This window comes from Anaerobranca gottschalkii DSM 13577 (genome assembly GCF_900111575.1).
GTDB classification, from domain to species: Bacteria; Bacillota; Proteinivoracia; order Proteinivoracales; family Proteinivoracaceae; genus Anaerobranca; species Anaerobranca gottschalkii.
Genome location: NZ_FOIF01000024.1, coordinates 1 through 23,052 on the forward strand (window position 1 = coordinate 1; position 23,052 = coordinate 23,052).

Genomic DNA, 23,052 nt, shown 5'->3' on the forward strand with positions numbered 1-23,052 from the left:
TAGTGTGTCTAAAATTAGAACAAAGGGGATGAACTGATGAGTAAGAAGAAAAAAGGTAACAAGAAAAAGAGTCCACAAAAAGTGAACTTAAAGAATTTTATAGAGTATGTTTGTTTGGGGTGCAAGATTGTAGAAAAAGTTCCCAAGGAAGTAGTGGAATACTTTGATATGATGGATGATGGAGATACATCAATACCACCTAGATTTAGCTGTGAGAGTTGTGGAGCAGAAATGTATCCCAAAGATTATATAGGAGTTCATGGAGAGCACTATAAAATATAAATGAATTTAAGTGCGCCGAATGGCGCTTTTTTTATTTGTACATCTATTTAGTTAACACTAAAATATGATATAATTTTTCTGTAGGAGGTGGACTATTTGCCGATATCATTAAGTGAAACAAAGGAATTAGCAAAGGCTTGTAAATTTTATTTTAGTGATGAAGAGTTGGTTCAAATACAAGAAAAGATAAATAATATTTTAAGAGAAGTAGAAAAATTAGAAAGGTTAGATTTAGAGAAATCGGAAAAGGAAAACAACCAAAATAATAATTTAAGAAAGGATATAGAAGAAACACCTTTAACTTTAGAAGAAGTTTTTCAAAACACTAATAATAGGGATGGAGATTACTTTAGGGTAACTAACAGTTAGGATGGTGGAAGATGTTTATAAAAAAAATTAACAAAATCCTTAATAATAAAGAAATTTCACCAGTAGAGTTAACTAAAACTTTTTTATCTAGAATAGAAGGATTAGATACTAAAATTGATAGTTTTTTACAAGTTACAATAGAGCAGAGCATTAAAATCGCTGAAGAAGTTGAAAAAAAGATCATGGATGGGAAAAAAATCAATTTATTAGAAGGCATCCCTATGAATTTAAAGGACAATATCTCTACAAAGGGAATTAAAACTACAGGGGCCTCCCTATTTTTACAAGATTATATTCCCCCATATAGTGCTACAGTTTATCAAAAACTCAAAGGTTGTCCTTTGTTGGGGAAAGTTAATTTAGATGAGTTTGCTATGGGAACATCTACTGAAACTTCAGCTTATAAAAAGACTAAAAATCCTTGGGATTTAACAAAAGTTCCCGGAGGGTCTAGTGGTGGCTCCGCCGCTTCAGTAGCTGCCGGTTTCGGTGTTTTTTCTTTAGGAACAGATACAGGTGGTTCCATTCGTCAACCGGCTTCTTTTTGTGGCGTAGTCGGTTTGAAACCAACTTATGGTCTAGTATCGAGATATGGTGTTTTCCCTTTAGCTTCTTCTTTAGATGTAGTAGGTCCATTGACGAAAACTGTAGAGGATTGTGCCCTAGTATTAGGGGAAATAAAAGGGAAAGACCCTAAAGATCCTATGACGGTAGAGGTAGATGGAGATTATGAAAAAGCTCTAGCGAGGGGAATTAAAGGGATTAAATTAGGTATTGCTCCCCAATTTATACCTAAAGAAACTCAGCCCGATGTTTTAAAAGCCTTTTGGGATAGTGTTAAATTACTAGAGGATTTAGGAGGAGAAATTGTAGAAATAAACTTACCCCATCTAAGTTATGGCATAGATGTTTACAGTATATTAGCCTACGGAGAAGCTGCAAGTAACTTAGCTAGACTTGATGGAATAAGATATGGATTTAATAAAGGGGATATAACCTATAACAGAACAAAGGGTCTGGGATTTGAAGTTAAACGAAGGATTATGTTGGGAACCTATTTTTTAAAAGGGGAAAATTATGAAAGATATTATTTAAAAGCTAAAGCTGTTCAGCAGCAGATTAAAAGAGACTTTCAAAAAGCCTTTGAAAAATGTGATGCAATCCTTTCACCTACTACAATTAACACTGCCTTTGACTTAGGAGCTAAACTTGAACCCCATATAATGGCATACAACGATTTACTGACAATACCGGTAAATTTAGCAGGAATACCTGCTTTATCCCTCCCCTGTGGTTTTGATCAAAGGAATTTGCCTATTGGACTTCAAATAATCAGTAATAGTTTCAGAGAGGATCTTTTATTTACTGTAGGTCACAATTATCAGCTCCATACTAATTATCATCTCCTTAAGCCACCTTTTATAGAAGGAGTGGACATATATGGATTATAATAATTATAAGCCGGCAATAGGATTAGAAATCCATGTAGAGCTAGCCACAAAGACTAAAGGATTTTGTGGATGCCTTAATAAATTTGGTTCCCATCCCAATACCAACACCTGTCCTGTTTGTTTAGGATTGCCCGGTGCTTTACCGGTGTTAAATGAACAGGTAGTGGAGTTAGCGGTAAAGGCAGGGCTTTTACTAAACTGCAAAATTCAGAAAAGAAGTGGCTTTGACAGAAAAAATTACTTTTATCCCGATTTGGTTAAAGGTTATCAAATTACCCAATACTATCAACCAATAGCTATCAATGGGTTTTTAGATTTTAAAACTGGAGGTAAAGATAAAAGAATTAAGATAGAACGGATCCATATTGAAGAAGATACAGGAAAAGCCCTTTATCAAAGGGAAGGGGTTTTATTAGATTTTAACCGTTCTGGAGTACCATTATTAGAAATAGTAACAGCTCCAGACTTTAATAATGCTGAAGAAGTGAAGGATTTTTTAGAAACTTTAAGGCTTTATCTACTACACGGTGAAATTTCCCATTGCAAGTTAGAAGAAGGGAATATGCGAATAGATGTTAATATTTCTTTAGCAACGGAAGGTACCCTTGGTGTTAAAAGGGAAATAAAGAATTTAAATTCCTTTACTAATGTGGTAAAGGGGATAAATGAAGAATTAAATAGGCAAATTAGAAACTTAACGTTGAAAAAAGAGATAAAAAGGGAAACTTTGAAATGGGATGAAGAAAAAAATACTTTAGTTACTTTAAGGGAAAAAGAAAATCCTTCCAATTATATGTATTTTCCCGAATATGACCTTCCCCACATAGTATTAACCGAGGAATATATTCAAAAAATAAAGGATAGGTTATCAAAAACTCCAGTAGAAAAAGAAAGGGAGTTAAAAAAATTAGGATTGGCAGCAGAGGATGTAGAATTTTTGATTAAAGATAAGGATTTGTTAAAATTATTCGATGAAACGGTAAAATATTTCAATGGAGCTAAAGAAATTGTCAATATTTTTAAAGGGGATTTAACCAGATATCTAAAGGAACAGGGAAAAAAATTAGAGGATTTAAATTTAGATCCCCAAAATTTTGCTAGTACTATAGAAGTTCTTAACAGCTTACAATACTCTAACTCAATTAAAAGAAAAATTTTATTCACTTACTTGGAAGAAGGGAAAGAACTAAAGGAAATATTAAAGCTTCTAAATTTAAAAAATTCTCCCGCTGATGAAGAGGTTTTGGAAGTTATTAAAAAGGTAATAGAAGAAAATCCTCAAGGAATCGTAGATTATTTAGAGGGGAAAAAGAAAGTTGTAGGTTATTTTATGGGCCAAATTATGAAGGAAAACAAAAGTTTTAATCCGCAGAAGGTAGAGGAATTGTTATTAAGTGAATTAAATAATTTAAACCCTCCAGTATTATAATAATTGGAGGGTTTTTGCTATTAAACTATAAAATTAGACAATTATTTTTTATGATAGTCAACGATTATAGCTATGATACCTAGAATAAATGCGGCAGCAGGAATTAAATAATATATTTTTGGGAAAAAAACACTATGGGGATGCAAAAAGGTAATTATTAAACCTATTGCCGTTAGGAAAAGTCCAGTAATAAAATAAGGGGTACCCTTTTCCATAAAACCATTCCCTTCATATTAATTTGCTACCTTTCCTTAAATTTTAACAAACTTTATTTAATAAAGCAATATAATATTTTTAATTTTAATAATTATTTAACATTAAGGTGTAGGGGAGATCTGTAATAAATTAATAAAAATATAAAAACAGGGGGCAAAACTGCCTCCTGTTTATAATTCTTCAACAATTTTCCTTAATTCTTCAGAGGTAAATTGGTATTTTTCATTACAAAAACTGCAAACTAGTTGAATTTGTTCTTCTCTAGATAATTCTTCTAATTCTTCTTTGCCTAAACTGATTAAACTTGAAATGTATTTTTCTTTACTACAGTTACATTTATAGGTTAGTTGTTGCTTATCTAAAATTTGGGGGTTTAAGTCGCCCACTAACCAATTGATGATTTCTTCTGGAGTTTTAAGATCTAAAATTAAATCAGTTACCCCTTTTAATAATGATAATTTACCTTCAATAATTTGAAGCTCTTCTTCGGTAGCTCCTGGCATAACACTAATTAAAAAACCTCCTGCAACAATAATTGAACCATCGGTATCCACTAAAACTCCTAATCCAAAGGAAGAAGGTTTTTGTTCTGATTTAGCGTAATAGTATGTTAGATCTTCCGCTATTTCACCAGATACTATCGGTAAACTAGAGGAATATGGCTCCTTTAATTTAAGGTCTTTTATAACATAAATGTTTCCTTTACCTACACCCTTGGACACATCTATTTTCCCTAGGCTGTTAGGTGGTAATTGAACATGGGGATTGTGAACATACCCTCTAACTTCCCCTACTTTAGCATCAGCGAAGACTACCCCTAGTGGACCATCTCCATCTAGTTTTAAATTAATTTTTTCTTCACCTTTAAACTCAGCAGAAGCCATTAGTAAAGCTCCTGTCATCAATCGTCCTAAAGCTGCAGAAGCTACAGGGTATAATTCATGCCTATTTCTAGCTTCATTTACTAGATTGGTTGTTACAGCAGCTAAACAACGGATATGGCCATTGGCAGCTGTACTGTGTACTAAGTAATCTTTCATAGATATAGCCTCCTAATCTAATACTAAAAGTATTATATCAAAGTATTCATAGACTCACAAGGAGACGATATCGACAATTCTAACCTTTTCTTTTCGTAGATCTAAAAAGGTATTATCGTTAATTTTTATTACCGGTCTATGGGTATCACTGGGATTAATGTAAATAATATCTCCAGTTCTGCCATCACTTAACAAAACTTTATTACCGACATAAAATCTCGTGATATTATCTAAGAAAATTCTAGATACCTTAGGATCTAATGTGCCAAAACTACTTTTTGAAATTTCCTCTGCAATGATGAAGGGGGAGTGTTTTTCTCGATAGGTTTTATTTGAACTCATAGCATCAAAGACATCGGCGACAGCAATAATTTTGCCAAATAGGTGAATACTATCTCCCTTTAAACCATGGGGATATCCAGAACCGTCAACCCGCTCATGGTGGGATAAGACCCCTAAAGTTATATCTTTACTTATTTCCGGTCGGGTTGCTAGCATTTGAAAACCAAAGACCGGGTGTTTTTGTATTTCTTTAAATTCTTCTTCAGTTAATTTTGAAGGTTTATCTAAGATGCTTTTCGAAATTTTAAGTTTGCCAATATCATGGAGTATACCGGAATAAATTAACCTTCTGATTTCCCCATCTTTAAGTTCAAGCCATTTACCCATAGCACCACTTAATATACCAACATTTAAAGAATGTTTGTTTAGATATGTAGTTTCCGTTCTCTGATTTAATATTCTGCCCCAGAGGTTAGTTGTATTACGGAGTATTTCTAAAACAATACAGGCTATTTCCCTAAGTAATTCTAAAGAAAATTTTTTTCCCTCTTCTATGGAGTCTAGGAGTTGGCTTGTTAGAATAAGGCACTGTTGGTACTTATCGTTAAAGGTTATGACATCTTCCCTTTCATTTGGTGGTTCACTTTTTTGAAGAAACTCAGTTTCGACAAAAACTTCAGTTATTCCCATTTCTTTAAGGCGATTGATTAAGTATTCAGTTAAAACTGTTCCTTGCGTCAATAAAATGCTACCGTGTTTTGTTAAAATATCTTTACCTACCTTTGTACCCGGTGTTAAATCACTAATTTTTACCCACATCGTAATCACCTTTTTTTAAAGTTTATTTTTTTATAAATTTCGACTTTAATAGATTTTTTTCCTTCTTTTGGGAATAGTTTTTTTAATACTTTAGTAATAATAAAGATTTAAAAAAGGGAAATTAAGATAGAGGAGGTGATAATGTGGAAGAGAAAAGAACATTTGAAGTTGGTGGAATGAGGGTGACAAAACTAGTTAATCAGAAGGAAATTGATCAGTTTGTACAAAATTTGCCAGAAGAAAGTAAACAAGATGTTAAAGATGTAATAATGGCCCTCCATCAACAAGGGTTAATTAAAATTGAAGAAGTATAAATTTAAAATACTCGACATTATTTTCCAGGAAATATGTCGAGTATTTTCCTTTATGATATAATTATCAATAAAAAAAGTGGTAATAATTTGAAAGGAGAGAAAACATGGTCAGTTATAATGGAATAAAGGAATATTTAGATAAAGTGGTAATTGTAACAGGAGGGGGAAATGGAATAGGTAGGGGCTTATGTGAAGCCTTTGCTAGTCAAGGGGCCAAAGTGGTTATAGCTGAGATTGATAAAGTTAAGGGAAAAGAATTAGAAGACATTTTAAATTCTAATGGTTACATAGCACATTTTATTTATACAGATATGGGAAATCCTGATTCAATAATAGAAATGGTAGAAAAGGTAGAAAAAATGTGGGGTAAACTAGATATTTTAGTCAACAATGCCGCTGTAGGCCATAATTCTCCTCTATGGGAGAGGGATGATAGAGATTGGGAAAGGGTTATTGCAGTAAATTTAAGTGGTCCCTATTATGCTGCTAAATATTGTTCAAAACTCATGGCAAAGGGAAAGGGAGGAGTAATTATAAATATTGCTTCTACTAGGGCCTTTATGTCAGAGGAAAATACTGAGCCATACTCTGCATCTAAAGGTGGAATTATTGCTTTAACCCATAGTCTAGCTATTAGTTTAGGAAAATACAATATTAGGGTTAATTCTATCAGCCCTGGCTGGATTCATACTGGAGCTGAATCTGAATTAACTGAAGGAGATCATCGACAACATCCTGTAGGTCGGGTGGGAAAGATAGAAGATATAGTTTCTACTTGTCTGTACTTAACTTCAGAGAGAGCTGGATTTATCACAGGAGAAAATATAATCATTGATGGTGGTATGACCAAAAAGATGATTTATATATAAAGAAAAATTGTATTTCCTAAAATGTTTATAATAAATTTATAATTGTATAATTGACTAGGGATATGGAATAATATACAATTAGAATTACCGACCGACCGTTCGGTCGGTAATATTTGTGTAGAAGGAGTGAAAAAATGTTATCTAATTATAGTGTGAAAAAACCATACACAGTAGTTGTAGGAGTAATAATAGTTGCCCTATTAGGGGTTGTATCTTTAATGAATATGACTACTGACTTGTTGCCAAGCTTGAATTTACCCTATGCGGTAATTTCTACAACTTATATAGGAGCTAGTCCTGAGGAAGTAGAAACAGTAGTGACAAGGCCCATAGAACAAGCTATGGCTTCATTAAATAACCTCAAGAATATCTCCTCTATTTCTAGAGAGAACATGTCTTTAGTTATTTTAGAGTTCACCGCTAGTGCCAATATGGATTCAGCTTTTGTAGAGATGCGGGAAAGTTTAGATATGATCATGGCTTATATGCCTGATGGTGTAGGAAATCCCATAATGTTAAAACTAAACCCTGATATGATGCCTATAATGGTGTTATCAGTGGCTATGGAAGGAATGGAAATTGGGGAATCTTCCCAATTTGTTTCAGATAATATAATCCATGAATTTGAAAGTATTGAAGGGGTAGCCTCTGTATCGGCATCAGGTTTAGTGGAAAGTGGTATCCATATTATCCTTAGGGATGAAAAAATAGAGGAAGTCAATCAAAATTTAGCTAATTTCTTTAGAATGACTGTTCCCCATATGCCAGCACCTAATATTTCTATCAATAGAGAAATGGTCTCTGGTATTTTAAAAGGTCAAAATTTTTCAATGCCAGCAGGTTATATCACTGAAGATGGTGTTAGTTATTTAGTAAGAACAGGAGATGCCATCAAAGATATAGATGAACTGAAAAATTTGCCGATAATAACTTTACCTTTCCCTAACTTAGAACCAATAACGTTACAAGATGTTGCAGAGATTATAGTAACAGATAATTCTGATACGATGTACACCAAACTTAATGGCAATAATGCTGTTATATTAAATATTCAAAAGCAATCGGAATACTCAACAGCGGATGTAGCTAATAGGGTAAGGGAAAGAATTGCAGTTTTAGCAAATCGATATCAAGGTTTAGATATAGTTCCATTGATGGATCAAGGGATCTATGTAGATATGGTTGTCAGTTCTATATCTAATAACCTAATCTTTGGTGGTATTTTAGCTGTTGCAATTCTCTTGTTATTTTTACGGGATATCAGACCAACTATAGTAGTAGGATTTGCCATCCCGGTAAGTTTAGTTACAGCACTAGTGATGATGTATTTTAGTAATGTAACACTAAACATTATTTCAATGGGTGGTTTAGCTTTAGGGGTAGGAATGTTAGTAGATAATTCCATAGTTGTGATTGAAAACATCTATAGGATGAGGAGTGAAGGAAAAAGCCCTAAAGAGGCAGCGGTGGAAGGAGCTGTAGAGGTTTCTGGAGCGATAATGGCTTCAACTTTAACTACGGTATCTGTATTTGCACCAATTCTCTTTACCCAAGGGATAACAAGGCAGCTCTTTACTGATATGGGATTAACAATTGCTTATTCCCTCTTTGCTAGTTTAATCATTGCGTTAACCCTTGTACCGATGATGGCTTCGAATATAATAGTTAAAGAGGTAAATAGGGAAAATAAGGTTTTGGATAAAGTTAAAGGAATATATACTAATATTCTAGAATTTTCCTTAAGGAAAAAATGGCTAGTAATAATTTTGGTTACAGTCCTTTTTGTTACTAGTATAGTTAGTGCCTTTAGTTTAGGAACGGAGTTTTTCCCAGCAACCGATACAGGTCAGATAATGGTTGATATAACCATGCCGGAAGGAAGTTCCTTTAAAGATACTGTGAATATCGCCGATGAAGTTATGGAAATAGTTAAAGATATTCCCTATGTTGCTCATGTGGGAGGAACTATAGGCGGTAGGATGGGCTTCGGTTTTATGGGGGGTAGAAGATCGGGGGATAATGCTTTAATATATGTATTAGTAGATGAAGAAAACATTAATAAAACTCCAGAAATTATTAGGGAAATTCGGGAAAAGGTTAAAGATATTCCCGCTGAAATCAGTGTTAGGGATAGTGGTTCAGATATGAGTGCCATGACAGGAGGTAGAGGTATAGCCATTTCTGTCATGGGTAGAGATTTTCATATCCTTGAAAATATTGCTAAAGATATAGCCCAAATCGTAGAAAGTGTAGAAGGAACAACAGAAGTATTTGATGGCATTGATAGAACAGAACCGGAAATAAGGGTGGTTGTAGATAAAGAGAAGAGTATTGCTTATGGTTTAACTGTCGCACAAGTTTTTATGGAGATTAATAATTTACTTCGCAGTCCCGGTGTAGATACAACTATTACTATAGGAAATATTGATTATGGCATTAGAGTTAAAGATGAAAAAGCTACCAAAGGGATAACAAGGGAAGAGCTGGAAAATTTAGTTATAAAAGGTCCTAATGGAGAAGTGCCATTAAAAGATATTGCGAAAATTGAAGATGGTTGGGGCTATGGTTCAATTAGAAGGGAAAATAGCCAAAGGTTATTGACAGTAACGGCTGAACTTGAAGAAGGGTATAATATTGGTTTAGTAAACAGGGAAATTAGTAGGAAATTGTCAGATTACCAATTGCCAGAAGGTTATAGAATTAAAGTTGGGGGCGAACAAGAAGCAATTGATAATGCATTTAGAGATTTATTCTTTATGTTAGCCTTGGCTGTAGCTTTGATTTACTTAATTATGGTAGCTCAATTCCAATCTTTACTATCACCTTTTATCGTTATGTTTACTATTCCATTAGCCTTTACTGGAGGATTTTTTGCTCTAAGAGTTACAGGAAATCCTGTGAGTATTGTAGCCTTTATCGGTCTAATAATTTTATCGGGGGTAGTAGTTAATAATGGTATAGTTTTTATCGACTATATAAACATTTTAAGGAGAAGAGGTCTAACAAAGAGGGATGCCATTATTACCGCTGGTAATGTCCGTTTAAGACCGATAATAATGACAGCTTTAACGACTATAATAGCTTTATCTACTATGTCTGTTGGTATGGGTACTGGAACAGAAATGATTCAGCCTATGGCGATAACTGCTATTGGCGGGTTGATTTATGCAACATTATTAACCTTAATTTTTATACCAGTACTATACGATATTTTTAATAGAAAAGAATATAAAAAGGATGTGGCTTAAATGTCACAAGAGAAAAAAGAACTACTATATGGAGCTACCTTAAGTTTAATCGCTGAAAGTCATCACTTAGGGAGTATAAAAGTAGCAGATATTGCAGCAAAGGCTAATATGGGAAAAAGTACCGTATACGAATACTTTGATAGTAAAGAACAGTTAATAGCAGAATCTCTAATCTTTATGTTTAAAAAAGGAATTGAAGCCTTTGAAAAGATAGTGTCAGAGGATAGAAGTTTTAAAGAAACTTTTTTCATCCTACTAGATAATTTAGCAGATTGTATGGATAAAAATAAAAGGATGTTAGATTATATGACTATGAATGAATATAACTTTGCCATCCACCAAACTGTAAAAAGTATAATGCTAGAGAAATTTGAAGAAATACGCTTGACTTATTTTAAAGCTGTGGAAAAGTTAGTGGATAAAAGCATAAAAGAAGGCATAGTTAAGGTAAAACCGGAGAAATTTGATTGGTATATGGCAGTGGTAAATTCAATGACTTATATGTTTATTCACAAACAAAATTTTCCAGAGTTTAATCATTTAACCGATGAAGAAGTTAAAGAAAAAGCCTATTCTGCTTTTTTAACAATCCTTAATAATAATTTCTAAAGAAAGAGGGATCGTGCCTCTTTCTTTATTACTTTAATATAAAAAATTGATACAGATATAATTAAATTCTTAAAACAGTAAACAGTTATGATTACTATTCGGAGATTTAAAAAGCTATTTTTAATAAAAATTGGCTCAAAAATCATTTTTTTTGTTAAAAATGTTGACAAATAAAAAAGATGAGGTTATAATAAATAACATCAACCACATAGTGAGTAATGTTTAAGGTATAACAGCCGGTCGGAAAACATTACTACAGTAAAACTCCCTTTTCTCACCTACTAGGTAAATCTCCACTTGCCTAGTAGGTGAGTTTTTATTTATTGACTTAATTTCCCCTTTTAGTTAATATATGATTAAACAGACATATGAAGGGGAATTTGAGATGGTTGAGATTTTTAAAGGATTAAGTGATGAAAATAGGTTGAGGATAGTAAATCTTTTACTCTACCGTGAGTTGTGTGTTTGTGATATAGAAAAAATTCTAGAAATAAGCCAATCCAATGCATCTAGACACTTAAATAAATTAAAATCTTGTGGGATAATTGCACAAACAAAAAAGGCTCAATGGGTATTCCATAGGATTGATGAAAATTTTTTAAAGGAAAATCAGCTGCTAATTCAATATTTAAAAGTTGAACTGCAGAAAAATCCCCAAATACAAGCTGATTTAGAAAAATTAAAAGGACATACAATAACTTGTATATCCTAGTTTGATTATAGGAATTTTTGTCCTTTAACAAATACTCCTTTAACATTTAAGTTTTTATCTATTAGGACTAAATCGGCATATTTCCCTACTTTAATACTACCGGTTTTGTCAGCAACTCCGATTAATTTTGCTGGGTTAAAAGAAGCAGATTTGATAGCTTGTTCTAAAGGAATACCAAACATGTAACAGTTTTTTACACATTCCATTAAATTAGTAGTGGAACCTGCTATTGTGCCATTTTCTAATGTTGCCTTTCCATTTTTAACTATAATATTTTGTCCACCCAATTTGTAGTAACCATCTTTCATTCCACAGGCCGCCATACTATCACTTACTAAAATAACTCTATCATTACCAACGGTTTTGAATGTTGTTCTAATTACTGCTGGATGGACATGGATTCCATCACAGATTAGTTCCACTGTGACATCACTATCAAATGCTGCCCCTATAACTCCAGGGGAACGATGGTTAAAGGGAGACATAGCATTATAAAGATGGGTGATATTTTTTACTCCTAAGTTTATACTATCTAATGCCCTTTGATAGTCGGCATCGGTATGGGCTAAAGAAAGGACCGCTTTATTTTTTACCCCTTTAATAAACTCTTCGCTGTTTTCTAGTTCTGGTGCTAAGGCACAGATTTTGATGTTTTCTCCACTAGCTTTGTACAACCTATTGAATAATTGAATATCTGGATTTTTTAGGTGCTCTTCAGCTTGGGCACCTTTTTTATTTTTAGAGAAAAATGGACCTTCCATATAAATCCCATGGATATATGCTCCTTCTGTTTTTTCTCCCATATAAGAATAAGCTACTTTGAAAATGTTTTCTAATTTCTCTTCTGGTAATGTCATAGAGGTGCCTAAGAAAGAAGTTATTCCATTACTGGCGAGGTAATGGGAGATGGTTTTTAGGGAGGTAATTTCTCCGTCACAAAAATCACAACCAGAACAACCGTGGATATGGATATCTATTAGACCAGGGATTAAATATAAGCCTTGGGCATCTATTGATACTTGTGAATGGATATTTTTTTCTATATTACTAATGTATTCACCTTCAATTTCTAGATCTGACTTTTCAAATGTAAAATTTTCATTTAATACTTGGGCATTTTTAATTACTAAACCCATTTTTTCACCACCTTATTTTATGGGGTATTGTTCTATGTAATGGGGATATTTCTCTGCAATAACGGATAAAGCTGGTTCATCGGCTACAACAATCAAGTCATTGTGAAGTTGTAAAATTGAAGCTGGGACTTGTGGGGATATAGGGCCAAAAAGGGCTTGATAGAGGATCTCACTTTTTTCCTCACCACTGGCAATTAGTAGGATTTTTTTAGCTTGCATTATACTTTTAATACCCATTGTATAAGCATGGGTAGGCACTTCTTCTAAGGATGAGAAAAAACGGGAGTTAGCTTTTATTGTTTCTTCTGCTAACTTGACACAATGGGTTTCTTTTTCAAAAGCCTCATTAGGTTCATTAAAACCAATGTGGCCATTATGCCCTAATCCTAATAGCTGTAGATCGATCCCTCCTAAACTTTTTATAATGTTATTATATCTTTTACACTCTTTTTCTACATCTTTTTCTAATCCATTAGGGATATGGACATTTTTTAATTGGATATTTATATATTTAAAAAAATTGTGATACATGTAGTAATAATAACTTTGTTCATTTTCCCGGGAAAGGCCACAATATTCATCTAAGTTGACAGTTTTTACTTGAGAAAAATCGATATCTCCTTTTTTGTACCATTCTATCAGCTGTTGATAAATCCCAAGGGGGGTGGAACCTGTAGCTAGACCTAAAACACTTTTAGGATTTAAGATAACTTGAGCAGATAAAATATTAGCAGCTTTTCTGCTCATTGTTTGATAATCATTGGCATAAATGATTTTCATAGTAAACACCTCCATTATCTATACTTGATTTTACTTGGATAGTAACATATAGGAGAGAAAACGTCAATTTTGATTTATATATCTATTCGTTAGAATAAAAGAGAAAATTAAAGAAAGTTTAACAAAACACTTATAAAAATATTTTTCAAAAATTAATTTATGTATTGAAATATTTTTTCATTAATGTTATTCTTTATATAGACAGAAATGGGGGAATATTATGAAATGGGTTTTAGGAATAGATGGTGGAGGCTCAAAAACTGAAGCTTATGCAGTAGATTTAAAAGGAAAAGTATTAGGTGTAACTGTTGGGGAATCTTGTAATTATTACATTATCGGCTTAGAGAAATTTATCAAAAATATTAGACAGTTGATATTACAAATTGCTAGCATGACAAATTTAAAAATAGAAGATTTAGTAATAATAAGTTTAGGTTTAGCAGGTGTAGGTAATTCAAGAGATAAAGAGTTAATTTTAAGTAAGCTAGAAGAATTGCACTTATCATGTAAATATATAGTAAATAGTGATGCGAAAATTTCTTTGTTTAGTGGAACTGGTAAGTTAACAGGAATAACAGTAATCAGTGGAACTGGTTCAATAGCTTTTGGAATTAACCAGCAAGGTAAAGAGTTTAGAGCCGGTGGTTGGGGACATATTCTAGGAGATGAAGGTAGTGGATATGATATAGGTCGAAAAGGGATAATAGCAGCAATAAAAAATTTGGAGGATAGAGGTGACCAAACGTTATTAACAAAAATATTTCAAGAGGACCTAGGAATTACAGATTTTAGAGAGTTGATCCCTATAATATATAATGATTCAAATAATAAAAAATTTATCGCATCTTTATCACAGACTGTTGTGAAGGCGGCTGAAATGGGAGATAGTGTAGCTAATAAAATTTTAATTGATGCTGGGAAGGAATTATCAAATTTGGTTTTCAGTGTAATTCAAAGGGGTTTTGATGGTAAATTCTTTGGAAAAGTTGTTGTTAATGGAAGTATTTTGTTAAAAGTTGATATTGTTAGAGAAGCGTTTACTAATTTAGTTAAAGAAAAGCATGAAGGAATTCAAGTAGTATTTCCACAATATAGTCCAGCCTTAGGTGCAGCTTTGTTGGCAATAAAAATGTAAACAGATTTTGATGGAAGAGGTGAAACTTAGTGAGTGTTTTGGTTAAAATTAGGCAAGGGTTAGAAACCTTTAGTCCGTCAGAACAAAAGTTAGGTAAATTTATATTAGAAAATTCCCAAGAAGTTTTAAATATGCCTATAACAAAATTGGCAGATCAAAGTGGAGTTAGTGAGGCTACAATAGTCAGGTTTTGTAGAACTTTAGAGTTAAAGGGTTATCAAGAACTAAAAATAGCTTTATCTACTGAAATAGCAAAGCCCTTAGAAGAACAACAAATAAGATATGAATATATTGAAAGGAATGATTCGATTGAAAATATAATTCATAAAATTTCTTTGGGAAATTATATAGCTATTCAAGATACGTTGAAAGTTTTAGATCATCAACAAATGGAAGAGGCAATAGAATTGATTCATAAAGCTGAAAAGGTATATATATATGGTGTCGGTGCTTCTTCTGTGGTTGGGTTAGATCTGCAATATAAATTTATGAGGATCAATATTCCTACATTTATGTATTTTGATTCCCATATACAGCTAACATCTGCAGTTCATATTAAAAAGGGTGATGTAGTGATTGGAATTTCAAATTCGGGGAGAACAAAGGAAATTATTGAAGTTTTGGCAATTGCTAAAGAGCAAGGTGCTGACACGATTGTTATTACACAATATGGTGACTCTCCCATTTTAGAAGTTGCTGATGTTAAGCTGTTTACAGCTTCAGTAGAAAACAATTTTAGAAGTGCAGCTATGGCATCTCGCATTGCTCAGTTAAATATTATAGATTGTATATATATTGGCTTAGCATGTAAAAGATATGATGAAGTAATAGGACATTTAAATAAAACAAGGGAACTATTAGAATACAAAAAAAGATAAAAAGGGGGTGGAGTTATTGCTACAAGAAATTAGTAATTTGTTAACAGAACAAGTAAATGAAAATACAAAGGATATAGATAAAAAATCAACCCTCGAAGTTCTAGAGTTGATAAATAGTGAAGATAAAAAAGTTGCTTATGCTGTAGAAGAGCAATTGCCTAAAATAGCTAAAGTTATTGATAAAATAGTTACAATGATTAAAAAAAATGGGAGAATAATTTATGTGGGAGCAGGAACTAGTGGAAGAATTGCAATACTAGATGCAGCTGAATGTCCACCGACATTTGGCACTCCTCCCGAACTGGTTATGGGAATAATAGCAGGAGGAGAAAAGGCTCTAACTCAAGCTATTGAAGGTGTAGAAGACTGTAAGGAAGAAGCAGTAAAACAATTAGAAGAAATAAATTTAAATCCAAAAGATGTTGTTATAGGTTTAGCTGCCAGTGGTAGAACACCTTATGTATTAGGAGCAATAGAATATGCTAAAAGTTTAGGTTGTTATACAGTAGGTATAAGTTGTACCCAAAATTCTCTTTTGAGCAGATTAGCTGATGATGGAATAGAAGTAATAGTTGGACCTGAGGTTGTATCTGGTTCTACAAGATTAAAAGCAGGAACTGCTCAAAAAATGGTTTTGAATATGATTTCGACAACTACAATGATTTTACTAGGTAAAGTCTATGGTAATTTAATGGTAGATGTACAACCAAGTAACTTAAAGTTAAAGGAAAGGGCAAAAAAAATAGTGATGGAATCAACAGGAATTGATTACAAGAAAGCTGAGGAAATTTTAGAATCTGTCAACTTTAATATTAAATTAGCTATAATTATGGTTAAAACTGGTTGTAACAAGGATATTGCTGAAGAATTACTAGAAGAATCAGAAGGATTTATTCATAAAGCATTGTTTATTTATAAAAATAAGAGAAAGGGGGGAAAAAATGAGAGTATTAATGGTATGTTCAGGTGGTATGTCTAGTGCTATAGTTGTAAAAGCCATAGAAAAGGAAGCTAAAGCTCAAGGTATTGAAATGGTTGTTAAAGCAGTAGGAACTGGAGAGTTTGAAGATGAAGCAAAAAATGGTTGGGATGTTTTACTAGTTGCACCACAAGTTAGACATAGAATGCCAGTATTTGAAGGTGTAGCTAAAGAATTAAACTTACCTATAGCTGTAATTTCACCACAAGGGTATAGTCCATTGGGAGGAAAAATAGTTCTAGAGGAAATTAAGAAATTAAAAAAAATGTAAGGGGGAGTTACTTAATGAATGCTTTTTTCACATTTTTGGAGAAAGTCTTGATGCCACCTATGACGAAACTTTCTGAACAAAGACATTTACGGGCAATAAGAGACGGTATTATCTCAACTATACCTTTAATAATTATTGGTAGTTTCTTTTTGATTTTTGCATTTCCACCAATACCTGCTTTGGCAGATATGGTAGCACCTCATATAGGTAAAATATTGTATCCATTTAGATTGACGATGGGTTTAATGGCCCTCTATGCTTCTTACGGAATCGGTTATAGTTTAGCTAAATCCTATAAAATTGACGGTGTTTCTGGTGGAGTGCTAGCGATGACTGCTTTTATACTGACCTCTCTACCAGTGGCTGTTGATGGACATGGTTGGGTATTACCGATAGCTAATTTAGGTGGGGCAGGCATGTTTGTAGCTATAATTATGTCAATATTTGCAGTAGAAATTTTAAGGTTAACAAAAGAGAAAAATTTAATGATAAAAATGCCTGAAGGTGTACCAGATTCAGTAGCCAGATCATTTGAAGCACTGATTCCAGCAGCAATTGTAATTGTTTCAATTTGGATTATTAGACATCTTTTGGATTTTAATATTCAAGCTTTTATTATGGATTTATTTAAACCATTAGTTACAGCTGGGAATACGCTGCCAGGTGTTTTAGTGCCAATATTATTAATCACTTTATTATGGGCAGCGGGAATTCATGGCGTATCTGTAGTTGGTGCAATAGCTAGACCGATTTGGTTAGCTTTATTAGATGCAAATGTTGAGGCAGCGGCAGCTGGTGAAGCATTACCGGCGATTGCTCCAGAGCCTTTCTTCCAATGGTTTGTATGGATAGGAGGTTCTGGTGCTACAATAGGTTTAGTATTTTGGATGATTTTCTCAAAGTCTAAATATCTTAAAAATATAGGAAGAGCTTCTTTGTTACCTGGGATTTGTAACATTAACGAACCAGTAATTTTCGGTGTGCCAATAATGTTAAATCCAATTTTAGCTATCCCCTTTATTGTTGGACCTCTAATTACCGGAACTTTAACCTATTTTGCAATGTATTTTAACTTAATTGCCAGACCTAGTGTTATTCCACCTTGGACACTACCTGCTCCTATTGGTGCTTATTTAGCAACAGGCGGAGATTGGAAGGCAGTAGTTATGGTGTTTATTAATATAGCAATTATGATGGCAATATATTATCCATTCTTTAAAGCTTATGAGAAAAAAATGTTAAAAGAGGAAAAGGTTAATACAGAAGAGGAAACTATAGTTTCTAAAAGTCAAACTGCATAAAAGATAGCACCGAGTAAACTCGGTGCTATCTTTAAAAAGCTGGGAAAGATCCTGTTTTTAAGGATAGTTATTTAACAAGAGGAGGAGTTAAATTGGAGGAAAAAGTAATTTTTGAAATAATTCTTCATGCAGGAAATGCCCGGGCAGAGGCATATGAAGCATTAAAGTGGGCTGAACAAGGTGAGTTTGACAAAAGTAAAGAACATATGAGAAAAAGTGATGTTGAGATTGGTATTGCCCATAAAGCTCAGACAGATATGATACAAAAAGAAGTGGCAGGAGAAAAAATAGATATATCACTTTTATTTGTTCATGCTCAGGATCATCTGATGACTGCAATCGCTGAAAAAACTTTGATAGAAAATCTAGTTAAGATGCATGAGAAGTTTAAAAAATTAGAGGAAAGGTTAGGGGGTAATGATGAATAAATTATTGAAAATAGCAGTTATAGGTGGAGGGAGTAGCTATACACCAGAGATAATAGAAGGTTTTATTAAAAGGGCAAATGAATTACCAGTAAAAGAGATTTGGTTAGTAGATATTAAAGAGGGAGAAGAAAAATTAAATATAGTGGGAAAACTTGCCCAAAGGATGATAGAAAAAGCAAAGTTAGATACTAAAGTTTTTTTAACCTTAAATAGAAGAGAAGCTTTAAAGGATGCAGACTTTGTTATAACTCAGTTTAGGGTTGGTGGTTTAGAGGCGAGACTTAGAGATGAAGAATTTCCATTAAAATATGGTGTAATAGGTCAAGAAACAACTGGACCTGGTGGTTTTGCAAAAGCTTTAAGAACTATTCCTGTTATTCTAGACATTTGTAAAGATATTGAGGAATTAGCACCAAGGGCATGGTTAATTAACTTTACTAACCCGGCAGGTATTATAACAGAAACTATTAGTAAATATACTAAGGTGAAAACAATTGGATTATGTAATGTTCCAATAACTATGGAGATGACTATATCAAAATTACTTGAAGTAGATAAAAAAGATATATTTGTCGAATTTATAGGTTTAAATCATTTAGTATGGGGAAAAAGAGTTTTGTTGCGAGGAGAAGATATTACTGAAAGAATTATAAAAACAATGTTAGATGGAAGTCAGCTGAATATGAAAAATATTCCTGATCTTAAATGGGATAGAGAATTTGTAAAAAATCTTGGGATGATACCCTGTCCTTACCATAGGTATTATTATATGAGCGATTTATTACTAAAAGAACAACAAAGTTCTCTTTCTCAAAAAGGAAAAGGTAGTAGGGCTCAACAAGTAATGGAAATAGAAAAGAAGTTATTTGAAATTTATAAAGATGAAAACTTAGATGAAAAACCAAAGGAACTAGAAAAAAGAGGAGGTGCTTATTATTCTGATGCAGCGGTTTCATTAATAAGTGCAATTTATAATGATAAAAAGGAAATACATGTTGTTAATGTAAAAAACAATGGTACAATTTCCTTTTTGCCAGATGATGCTATAATTGAAACAAATTGTGTCGTGGGTAATAATGGTGCAGTGCCGTTAATTTTTGGTGATGTTCCTAAAGAAATAGTAGGTTTAATAAATCAAGTTAAGATTTATGAATCATTAGCAATCGAAGCAGGGGTAACAGGAGATAAAGATAAAGCTGTAATGGCTTTAGTTAATCACCCCTTGGTTTTATCAGTTGAAAAAGCGAGGAAGTTAGTTGATGAATTATTAAATATTAATAAACAATATTTACCTCAATTTAAATAATGGGGGATTACAAATGTTAAAATTAATAGTTAATGCAGATGATTTTGGACTTACAAAGGGTTGTAATGAAGGGATAATTAAATCTATAAAAGAAGGAATTGTAACAAATACAACAATTATGATTAACATGCCGTTGGCGGAAGAAGCTATAAATTTAGCTAAAAGTAATGGAATAGAACAATTAGGGATTCACTTCAATTTGACTTGTGGCAAACCAATTTCTACCGATGTCTTAAGTCTTATTGATGATCAAGGTGCCTTTTATAAAAGGTTTGCAATTCTTAAAGAAAAGATGAATTTAGAAGAAGTGGAAAAGGAATTGAGAGCTCAGTTGACAAAATTTAAATCTACTGGTGTAAAATTAACACATATTGACAGTCATCATCATATCCATATGTATCCAGGTGTAGCTGAAATAATTGCCGATATTGCTTTAGAGGAAAAGGTTCCATTACGTAATGCAAATGAATATGTAAATAAAATTGTTAAGGAAAAAAGAATTCTTACTACAGAGTATTTTAGTATGGATTTTTATGATAAGAAGGTTACACTAGAAAATTTGAAAGCAATAATAAGTAATAGAAAAGATGGAATTTTGGAGATTATGACTCATCCAGCTCTAATAGATAATGAATTGTTATCTTTGAGTTCCTATACCTATCCAAGGGAAAAAGAATTAGAAATTCTAATGTCAGAAGAAATTAAATTATGGTTAAATGAGCACAAAATAGAACTAATTAGATTTGAGGATATACGAGATGGAAAAATTGGTTAAGTTGTATAATAAGAAGGAAAAATTAATAATAGGTTTAATGTCTGGAACTTCATTAGATGGAATAGACGCTGCTTTAGTAAGAGTTAAAAATAGTGGGTTAGATACTGAAATAGAATTAATTGGTTTTGAAACTTTTCCATATACTTCGGAAGAAAGAAATGAAATAAATAAAGCGTGTTCTGTTTCTGAGTCAAATGTGGAGTTAATATGTCAACTTAATTTTTATTTAGGGAAGAAATTTGGAGAAGCAGCTATTTCTATTGCGAAAAAATGTAATATTAAACTAGACAGAATTGATCTTGTGGGTTCCCATGGACAGACAATATATCATATACCTCAAAACAGTACGTTGCAAATAGGTGAACCCAGTGTGATTAAGGAAATGACGGGAATAACTACTGTGGCTGATTTTAGGGTTATGGATGTAGCGGCTGGCGGCCATGGTGCTCCTTTGGTTCCATATACGGAGTACTTACTATACAGAAATTCAGAAAAGACTATAGCACTACAGAATATCGGAGGTATAGGGAATGTAACAATCCTTCCTAAAATGTGTAATGTATCTGATGTAATTGCATTTGATACAGGGCCTGGGAATATGATGATAGATACTTGTATAGAAATTATGACTGATGGAGAGAAAAATTATGATGAAAATGGAATTATCGCTTCTAAAGGTAAATTAAATAGTGAATTGTTAGATGAGTTAATGTCAATACCTATAATTAAAGCTAAACCACCAAAAACTACAGGGAGAGAGCAGTTTGGTAAGGACTTTACTGTAAAAATGATAAATAAATATAGAGAGAAAGGTGTAACTTTTGAAGATATAGTAAACACATTTACAAGGTTTACTGTAAAATCTATAGCTTATAATTATAATTTGTATTTAAAAGATTTAGTTATAGATGAAGTTGTTGTAAGTGGTGGAGGAAGTTATAATCCTATTATTATGCAAATGCTAAAAGAGGAACTATATTATACTAAAGTATTTACACAAGAAGAAAAGGGTTATAGAAGTGATGCTAAAGAAGCGATTGCCTTTGCTATTTTAGCCAATGAAAGTATATCAGGAAATCTTAACAATTTACCTTTAGTAACTGGTGCAAAGAAAGCAGTGATTTTAGGTAAAATAATACCTTAATCATACTCCCAAATATTTAGGGAGTTCTTTTTTTTAGATCTCCAAAGATATATAATAAACATAAAAACTGCTTTTCAAGGAGGCTAAATATGTATAACGAAAAATTCTGGTTATCTTTAGAGAAGTTAGTTAAAGAAAGTGAAATTGTAATAGATAGGCCTAAGGGAAGTAGGCATCCAAGGTTAAAAGAAATAGTTTATGAAGTTGATTATGGTTATTTAAAAGGGACTTCTTCTGGGGATGGAGAAGGAATAGACCTTTGGTTAGGTTCTGATAAAGATAAAAAATTAGATGCAATAATGTGTACAGTAGACCTAGATAAAAAAGATACTGAAATAAAATTGCTAATTGGTTGTACAGAAAGGGAAAAAGAAAAGATATATACTTTTCACAATCAATTGGATTTTATTGGGGGAATATTAGTAAGACGATGGGATAAGTAAAAAGTTTATAATTTGTTTATTGTTAATTAAGGTAATTAACTATATTATATTAATAAAGAAAAAGTTGCTACATAGGGGGAGAAGAGATGAATAATAGAATAACAAAGGAAGGGCTTGTAAGTTTATCCTATTTACTGTTAATTCCAGGGTTGAAACTGATTTATTTTTTTCTTAATCGGATACCTAGACCTGCCACCAGTGTATTGACACCTGTTGATAATTATATTCCCTTTATACCTGTATTTGTAGTTCCTTATGTGATTTTTTATCCCTTTGTTTTATTAGGTTTAATATATCTATTTAAAAATAATAGGGAAGTGTATATCCATACTATTAAAGCTTATTCCCTTGGCTTAGTTGTGTGTTATCTAACTTATCTATTCTTTCAGACAACTATGCCTAGACCGGAAGTTACTGGAAATGATATATTTTCAAAAATAGTAGCTTGGATATACTATATAGACGAACCTTATAATGCATTGCCAAGTATCCATGTTTTGGGAACAATGATTACAATGTTAGGTTTAAAAGAGGGGAAATATAGTAATCTCCTGATTAATCTTTTAGGTTGGTCAATTATACTTTCAACTGTTTTTATAAAACAGCATGGGATATTAGATGTAATAGCTGCCTTAGTTTTATGTCACTTTGTATTTAACACATTTACAAGTACAGAAACAGTTGGGGAAGATGTTCCTGTTAGAATAGGTAATAAAGGAATGTAAAAAAAGAAGACCTCGTGGAGGTCTTTTTTTAGTACCTTTTTTGTACCAATTAAATTCTAAAGATAGTAATAATCAGACGAAATAATAGATAACCACGAATTTTGGTTTTAA

General features: G+C 32.5%; 25 protein-coding genes. 20 read left to right on the plus strand and 5 right to left on the minus strand.

What is annotated here, in order from left to right:
* Positions 1 to 36: 36 nt before the first annotated feature.
* From BMX60_RS06930 to gatB, 4 genes are all read left to right on the plus strand, one after another.
* On the plus strand, positions 37 to 282 hold the full coding sequence (locus tag BMX60_RS06930; protein WP_207648380.1) for a hypothetical protein: 246 nt from the start codon (positions 37 to 39) through the stop codon (positions 280 to 282).
* Between the two features lie 96 nt (positions 283 to 378).
* Positions 379 to 651, plus strand: a complete 273-nt coding sequence (locus BMX60_RS06935) for an Asp-tRNA(Asn)/Glu-tRNA(Gln) amidotransferase subunit GatC (RefSeq protein WP_177159732.1) — start codon at positions 379 to 381, stop codon at positions 649 to 651.
* Between the two features lie 11 nt (positions 652 to 662).
* The gene (gene gatA / locus BMX60_RS06940; protein WP_091350677.1) at positions 663 to 2,102 is read left to right on the plus strand and encodes an Asp-tRNA(Asn)/Glu-tRNA(Gln) amidotransferase subunit GatA; all 1,440 of its coding nucleotides are present in this window, start codon (positions 663 to 665) and stop codon (positions 2,100 to 2,102) included.
* Positions 2,092 to 3,531, plus strand: coding sequence for an Asp-tRNA(Asn)/Glu-tRNA(Gln) amidotransferase subunit GatB (gatB, locus tag BMX60_RS06945; RefSeq protein ID WP_091350680.1), 1,440 nt, complete (start codon positions 2,092 to 2,094; stop codon positions 3,529 to 3,531). The genes gatA and gatB overlap by 11 nt, the downstream gene beginning before the upstream one ends.
* 41 nt (positions 3,532 to 3,572) lie before the next feature.
* Here gatB and BMX60_RS12045 read toward each other — a convergent pair whose 3' ends face one another.
* The 3 genes from BMX60_RS12045 to BMX60_RS06955 form a co-directional block, all read right to left on the minus strand.
* Complete coding sequence (locus BMX60_RS12045) at positions 3,573 to 3,746, minus strand: hypothetical protein (protein WP_177159733.1); 174 nt, start codon at positions 3,744 to 3,746, stop codon at positions 3,573 to 3,575.
* Between the two features lie 171 nt (positions 3,747 to 3,917).
* Positions 3,918 to 4,787, minus strand: a complete 870-nt coding sequence (gene hslO, locus BMX60_RS06950; protein WP_091350682.1) for an Hsp33 family molecular chaperone HslO — start codon at positions 4,785 to 4,787, stop codon at positions 3,918 to 3,920.
* Between the two features lie 54 nt (positions 4,788 to 4,841).
* On the minus strand, positions 4,842 to 5,888 hold the full coding sequence (locus BMX60_RS06955; protein WP_091350683.1) for an HD-GYP domain-containing protein: 1,047 nt from the start codon (positions 5,886 to 5,888) through the stop codon (positions 4,842 to 4,844).
* Between the two features lie 143 nt (positions 5,889 to 6,031).
* On the opposite strand from BMX60_RS06955, the gene BMX60_RS12050 reads away from it, so the two are divergent.
* The 5 genes from BMX60_RS12050 (at position 6,032) to BMX60_RS06975 (ending at position 11,640) form a co-directional block, all read left to right on the plus strand.
* Positions 6,032 to 6,202 carry a hypothetical protein gene (locus BMX60_RS12050; protein WP_177159734.1) on the plus strand — a complete coding sequence of 57 codons (171 nt, stop codon included), beginning with the start codon at positions 6,032 to 6,034 and terminating at the stop codon, positions 6,200 to 6,202.
* A gap of 104 nt (positions 6,203 to 6,306) precedes the next feature.
* On the plus strand, positions 6,307 to 7,071 hold the full coding sequence (locus tag BMX60_RS06960) for a glucose 1-dehydrogenase (protein ID WP_091350685.1): 765 nt from the start codon (positions 6,307 to 6,309) through the stop codon (positions 7,069 to 7,071).
* A 134-nt stretch (positions 7,072 to 7,205) separates the two neighbouring features.
* Positions 7,206 to 10,319 carry an efflux RND transporter permease subunit gene (locus tag BMX60_RS06965; RefSeq protein ID WP_091350687.1) on the plus strand — a complete coding sequence of 1,038 codons (3,114 nt, stop codon included), beginning with the start codon at positions 7,206 to 7,208 and terminating at the stop codon, positions 10,317 to 10,319.
* Positions 10,320 to 10,928, plus strand: a complete 609-nt coding sequence (locus BMX60_RS06970) for a TetR/AcrR family transcriptional regulator (protein WP_091350688.1) — start codon at positions 10,320 to 10,322, stop codon at positions 10,926 to 10,928. It begins immediately after the preceding gene.
* 385 nt (positions 10,929 to 11,313) lie between these two features.
* Positions 11,314 to 11,640, plus strand: a complete 327-nt coding sequence (locus BMX60_RS06975; protein WP_091350690.1) for an ArsR/SmtB family transcription factor — start codon at positions 11,314 to 11,316, stop codon at positions 11,638 to 11,640.
* A 5-nt stretch (positions 11,641 to 11,645) separates the two neighbouring features.
* On the opposite strand, the gene nagA is transcribed toward BMX60_RS06975, so the two are convergent.
* Positions 11,646 to 12,776 carry an N-acetylglucosamine-6-phosphate deacetylase gene (gene nagA, locus BMX60_RS06980; RefSeq protein ID WP_091350691.1) on the minus strand — a complete coding sequence of 377 codons (1,131 nt, stop codon included), beginning with the start codon at positions 12,774 to 12,776 and terminating at the stop codon, positions 11,646 to 11,648.
* A 12-nt stretch (positions 12,777 to 12,788) separates the two neighbouring features.
* Positions 12,789 to 13,556, minus strand: a complete 768-nt coding sequence (gene nagB, locus BMX60_RS06985) for a glucosamine-6-phosphate deaminase (protein ID WP_091350693.1) — start codon at positions 13,554 to 13,556, stop codon at positions 12,789 to 12,791.
* A 220-nt stretch (positions 13,557 to 13,776) separates the two neighbouring features.
* Here nagB and BMX60_RS06990 point away from each other — a divergent pair, with 220 nt between their 5' ends.
* The 11 genes from BMX60_RS06990 (at position 13,777) to BMX60_RS07040 (ending at position 22,941) form a co-directional block, all read left to right on the plus strand.
* On the plus strand, positions 13,777 to 14,691 hold the full coding sequence (locus tag BMX60_RS06990) for an N-acetylglucosamine kinase (RefSeq protein WP_091350695.1): 915 nt from the start codon (positions 13,777 to 13,779) through the stop codon (positions 14,689 to 14,691).
* A 29-nt stretch (positions 14,692 to 14,720) separates the two neighbouring features.
* Positions 14,721 to 15,569: a MurR/RpiR family transcriptional regulator gene (locus BMX60_RS06995; RefSeq protein WP_091350696.1), complete on the plus strand. Its 849-nt coding sequence runs from the start codon at positions 14,721 to 14,723 to the stop codon at positions 15,567 to 15,569.
* 16 nt (positions 15,570 to 15,585) lie between these two features.
* Positions 15,586 to 16,548 carry an N-acetylmuramic acid 6-phosphate etherase gene (gene murQ, locus BMX60_RS07000; RefSeq protein WP_091350698.1) on the plus strand — a complete coding sequence of 321 codons (963 nt, stop codon included), beginning with the start codon at positions 15,586 to 15,588 and terminating at the stop codon, positions 16,546 to 16,548.
* Positions 16,511 to 16,819: a PTS sugar transporter subunit IIB gene (locus BMX60_RS07005; protein WP_091350699.1), complete on the plus strand. Its 309-nt coding sequence runs from the start codon at positions 16,511 to 16,513 to the stop codon at positions 16,817 to 16,819. The genes murQ and BMX60_RS07005 overlap by 38 nt, the downstream gene beginning before the upstream one ends.
* 14 nt (positions 16,820 to 16,833) lie before the next feature.
* On the plus strand, positions 16,834 to 18,120 hold the full coding sequence (locus BMX60_RS07010) for a PTS sugar transporter subunit IIC (protein WP_091350701.1): 1,287 nt from the start codon (positions 16,834 to 16,836) through the stop codon (positions 18,118 to 18,120).
* A gap of 92 nt (positions 18,121 to 18,212) precedes the next feature.
* Positions 18,213 to 18,548 carry a PTS lactose/cellobiose transporter subunit IIA gene (locus BMX60_RS07015; protein WP_091350703.1) on the plus strand — a complete coding sequence of 112 codons (336 nt, stop codon included), beginning with the start codon at positions 18,213 to 18,215 and terminating at the stop codon, positions 18,546 to 18,548.
* The gene (locus BMX60_RS07020; protein WP_207648408.1) at positions 18,541 to 19,854 is read left to right on the plus strand and encodes a 6-phospho-beta-glucosidase; all 1,314 of its coding nucleotides are present in this window, start codon (positions 18,541 to 18,543) and stop codon (positions 19,852 to 19,854) included. The genes BMX60_RS07015 and BMX60_RS07020 overlap by 8 nt, the downstream gene beginning before the upstream one ends.
* A gap of 13 nt (positions 19,855 to 19,867) precedes the next feature.
* Entirely contained in the window at positions 19,868 to 20,629 is a 762-nt protein-coding gene (gene chbG, locus BMX60_RS07025) for a chitin disaccharide deacetylase (RefSeq protein WP_091350707.1), read from the plus strand.
* Positions 20,613 to 21,773 (plus strand): anhydro-N-acetylmuramic acid kinase AnmK, encoded by a 1,161-nt coding sequence (gene anmK / locus BMX60_RS07030; RefSeq protein WP_091350709.1) that lies wholly within the window; start codon positions 20,613 to 20,615, stop codon positions 21,771 to 21,773. Before chbG ends, anmK begins: the two co-directional genes overlap by 17 nt.
* Before the next feature lie 89 nt (positions 21,774 to 21,862).
* On the plus strand, positions 21,863 to 22,216 hold the full coding sequence (locus BMX60_RS07035; RefSeq protein WP_091350711.1) for an inorganic pyrophosphatase: 354 nt from the start codon (positions 21,863 to 21,865) through the stop codon (positions 22,214 to 22,216).
* A gap of 86 nt (positions 22,217 to 22,302) precedes the next feature.
* On the plus strand, positions 22,303 to 22,941 hold the full coding sequence (locus BMX60_RS07040; RefSeq protein WP_091350712.1) for a phosphatase PAP2 family protein: 639 nt from the start codon (positions 22,303 to 22,305) through the stop codon (positions 22,939 to 22,941).
* Positions 22,942 to 23,052 lie beyond the last annotated feature (111 nt).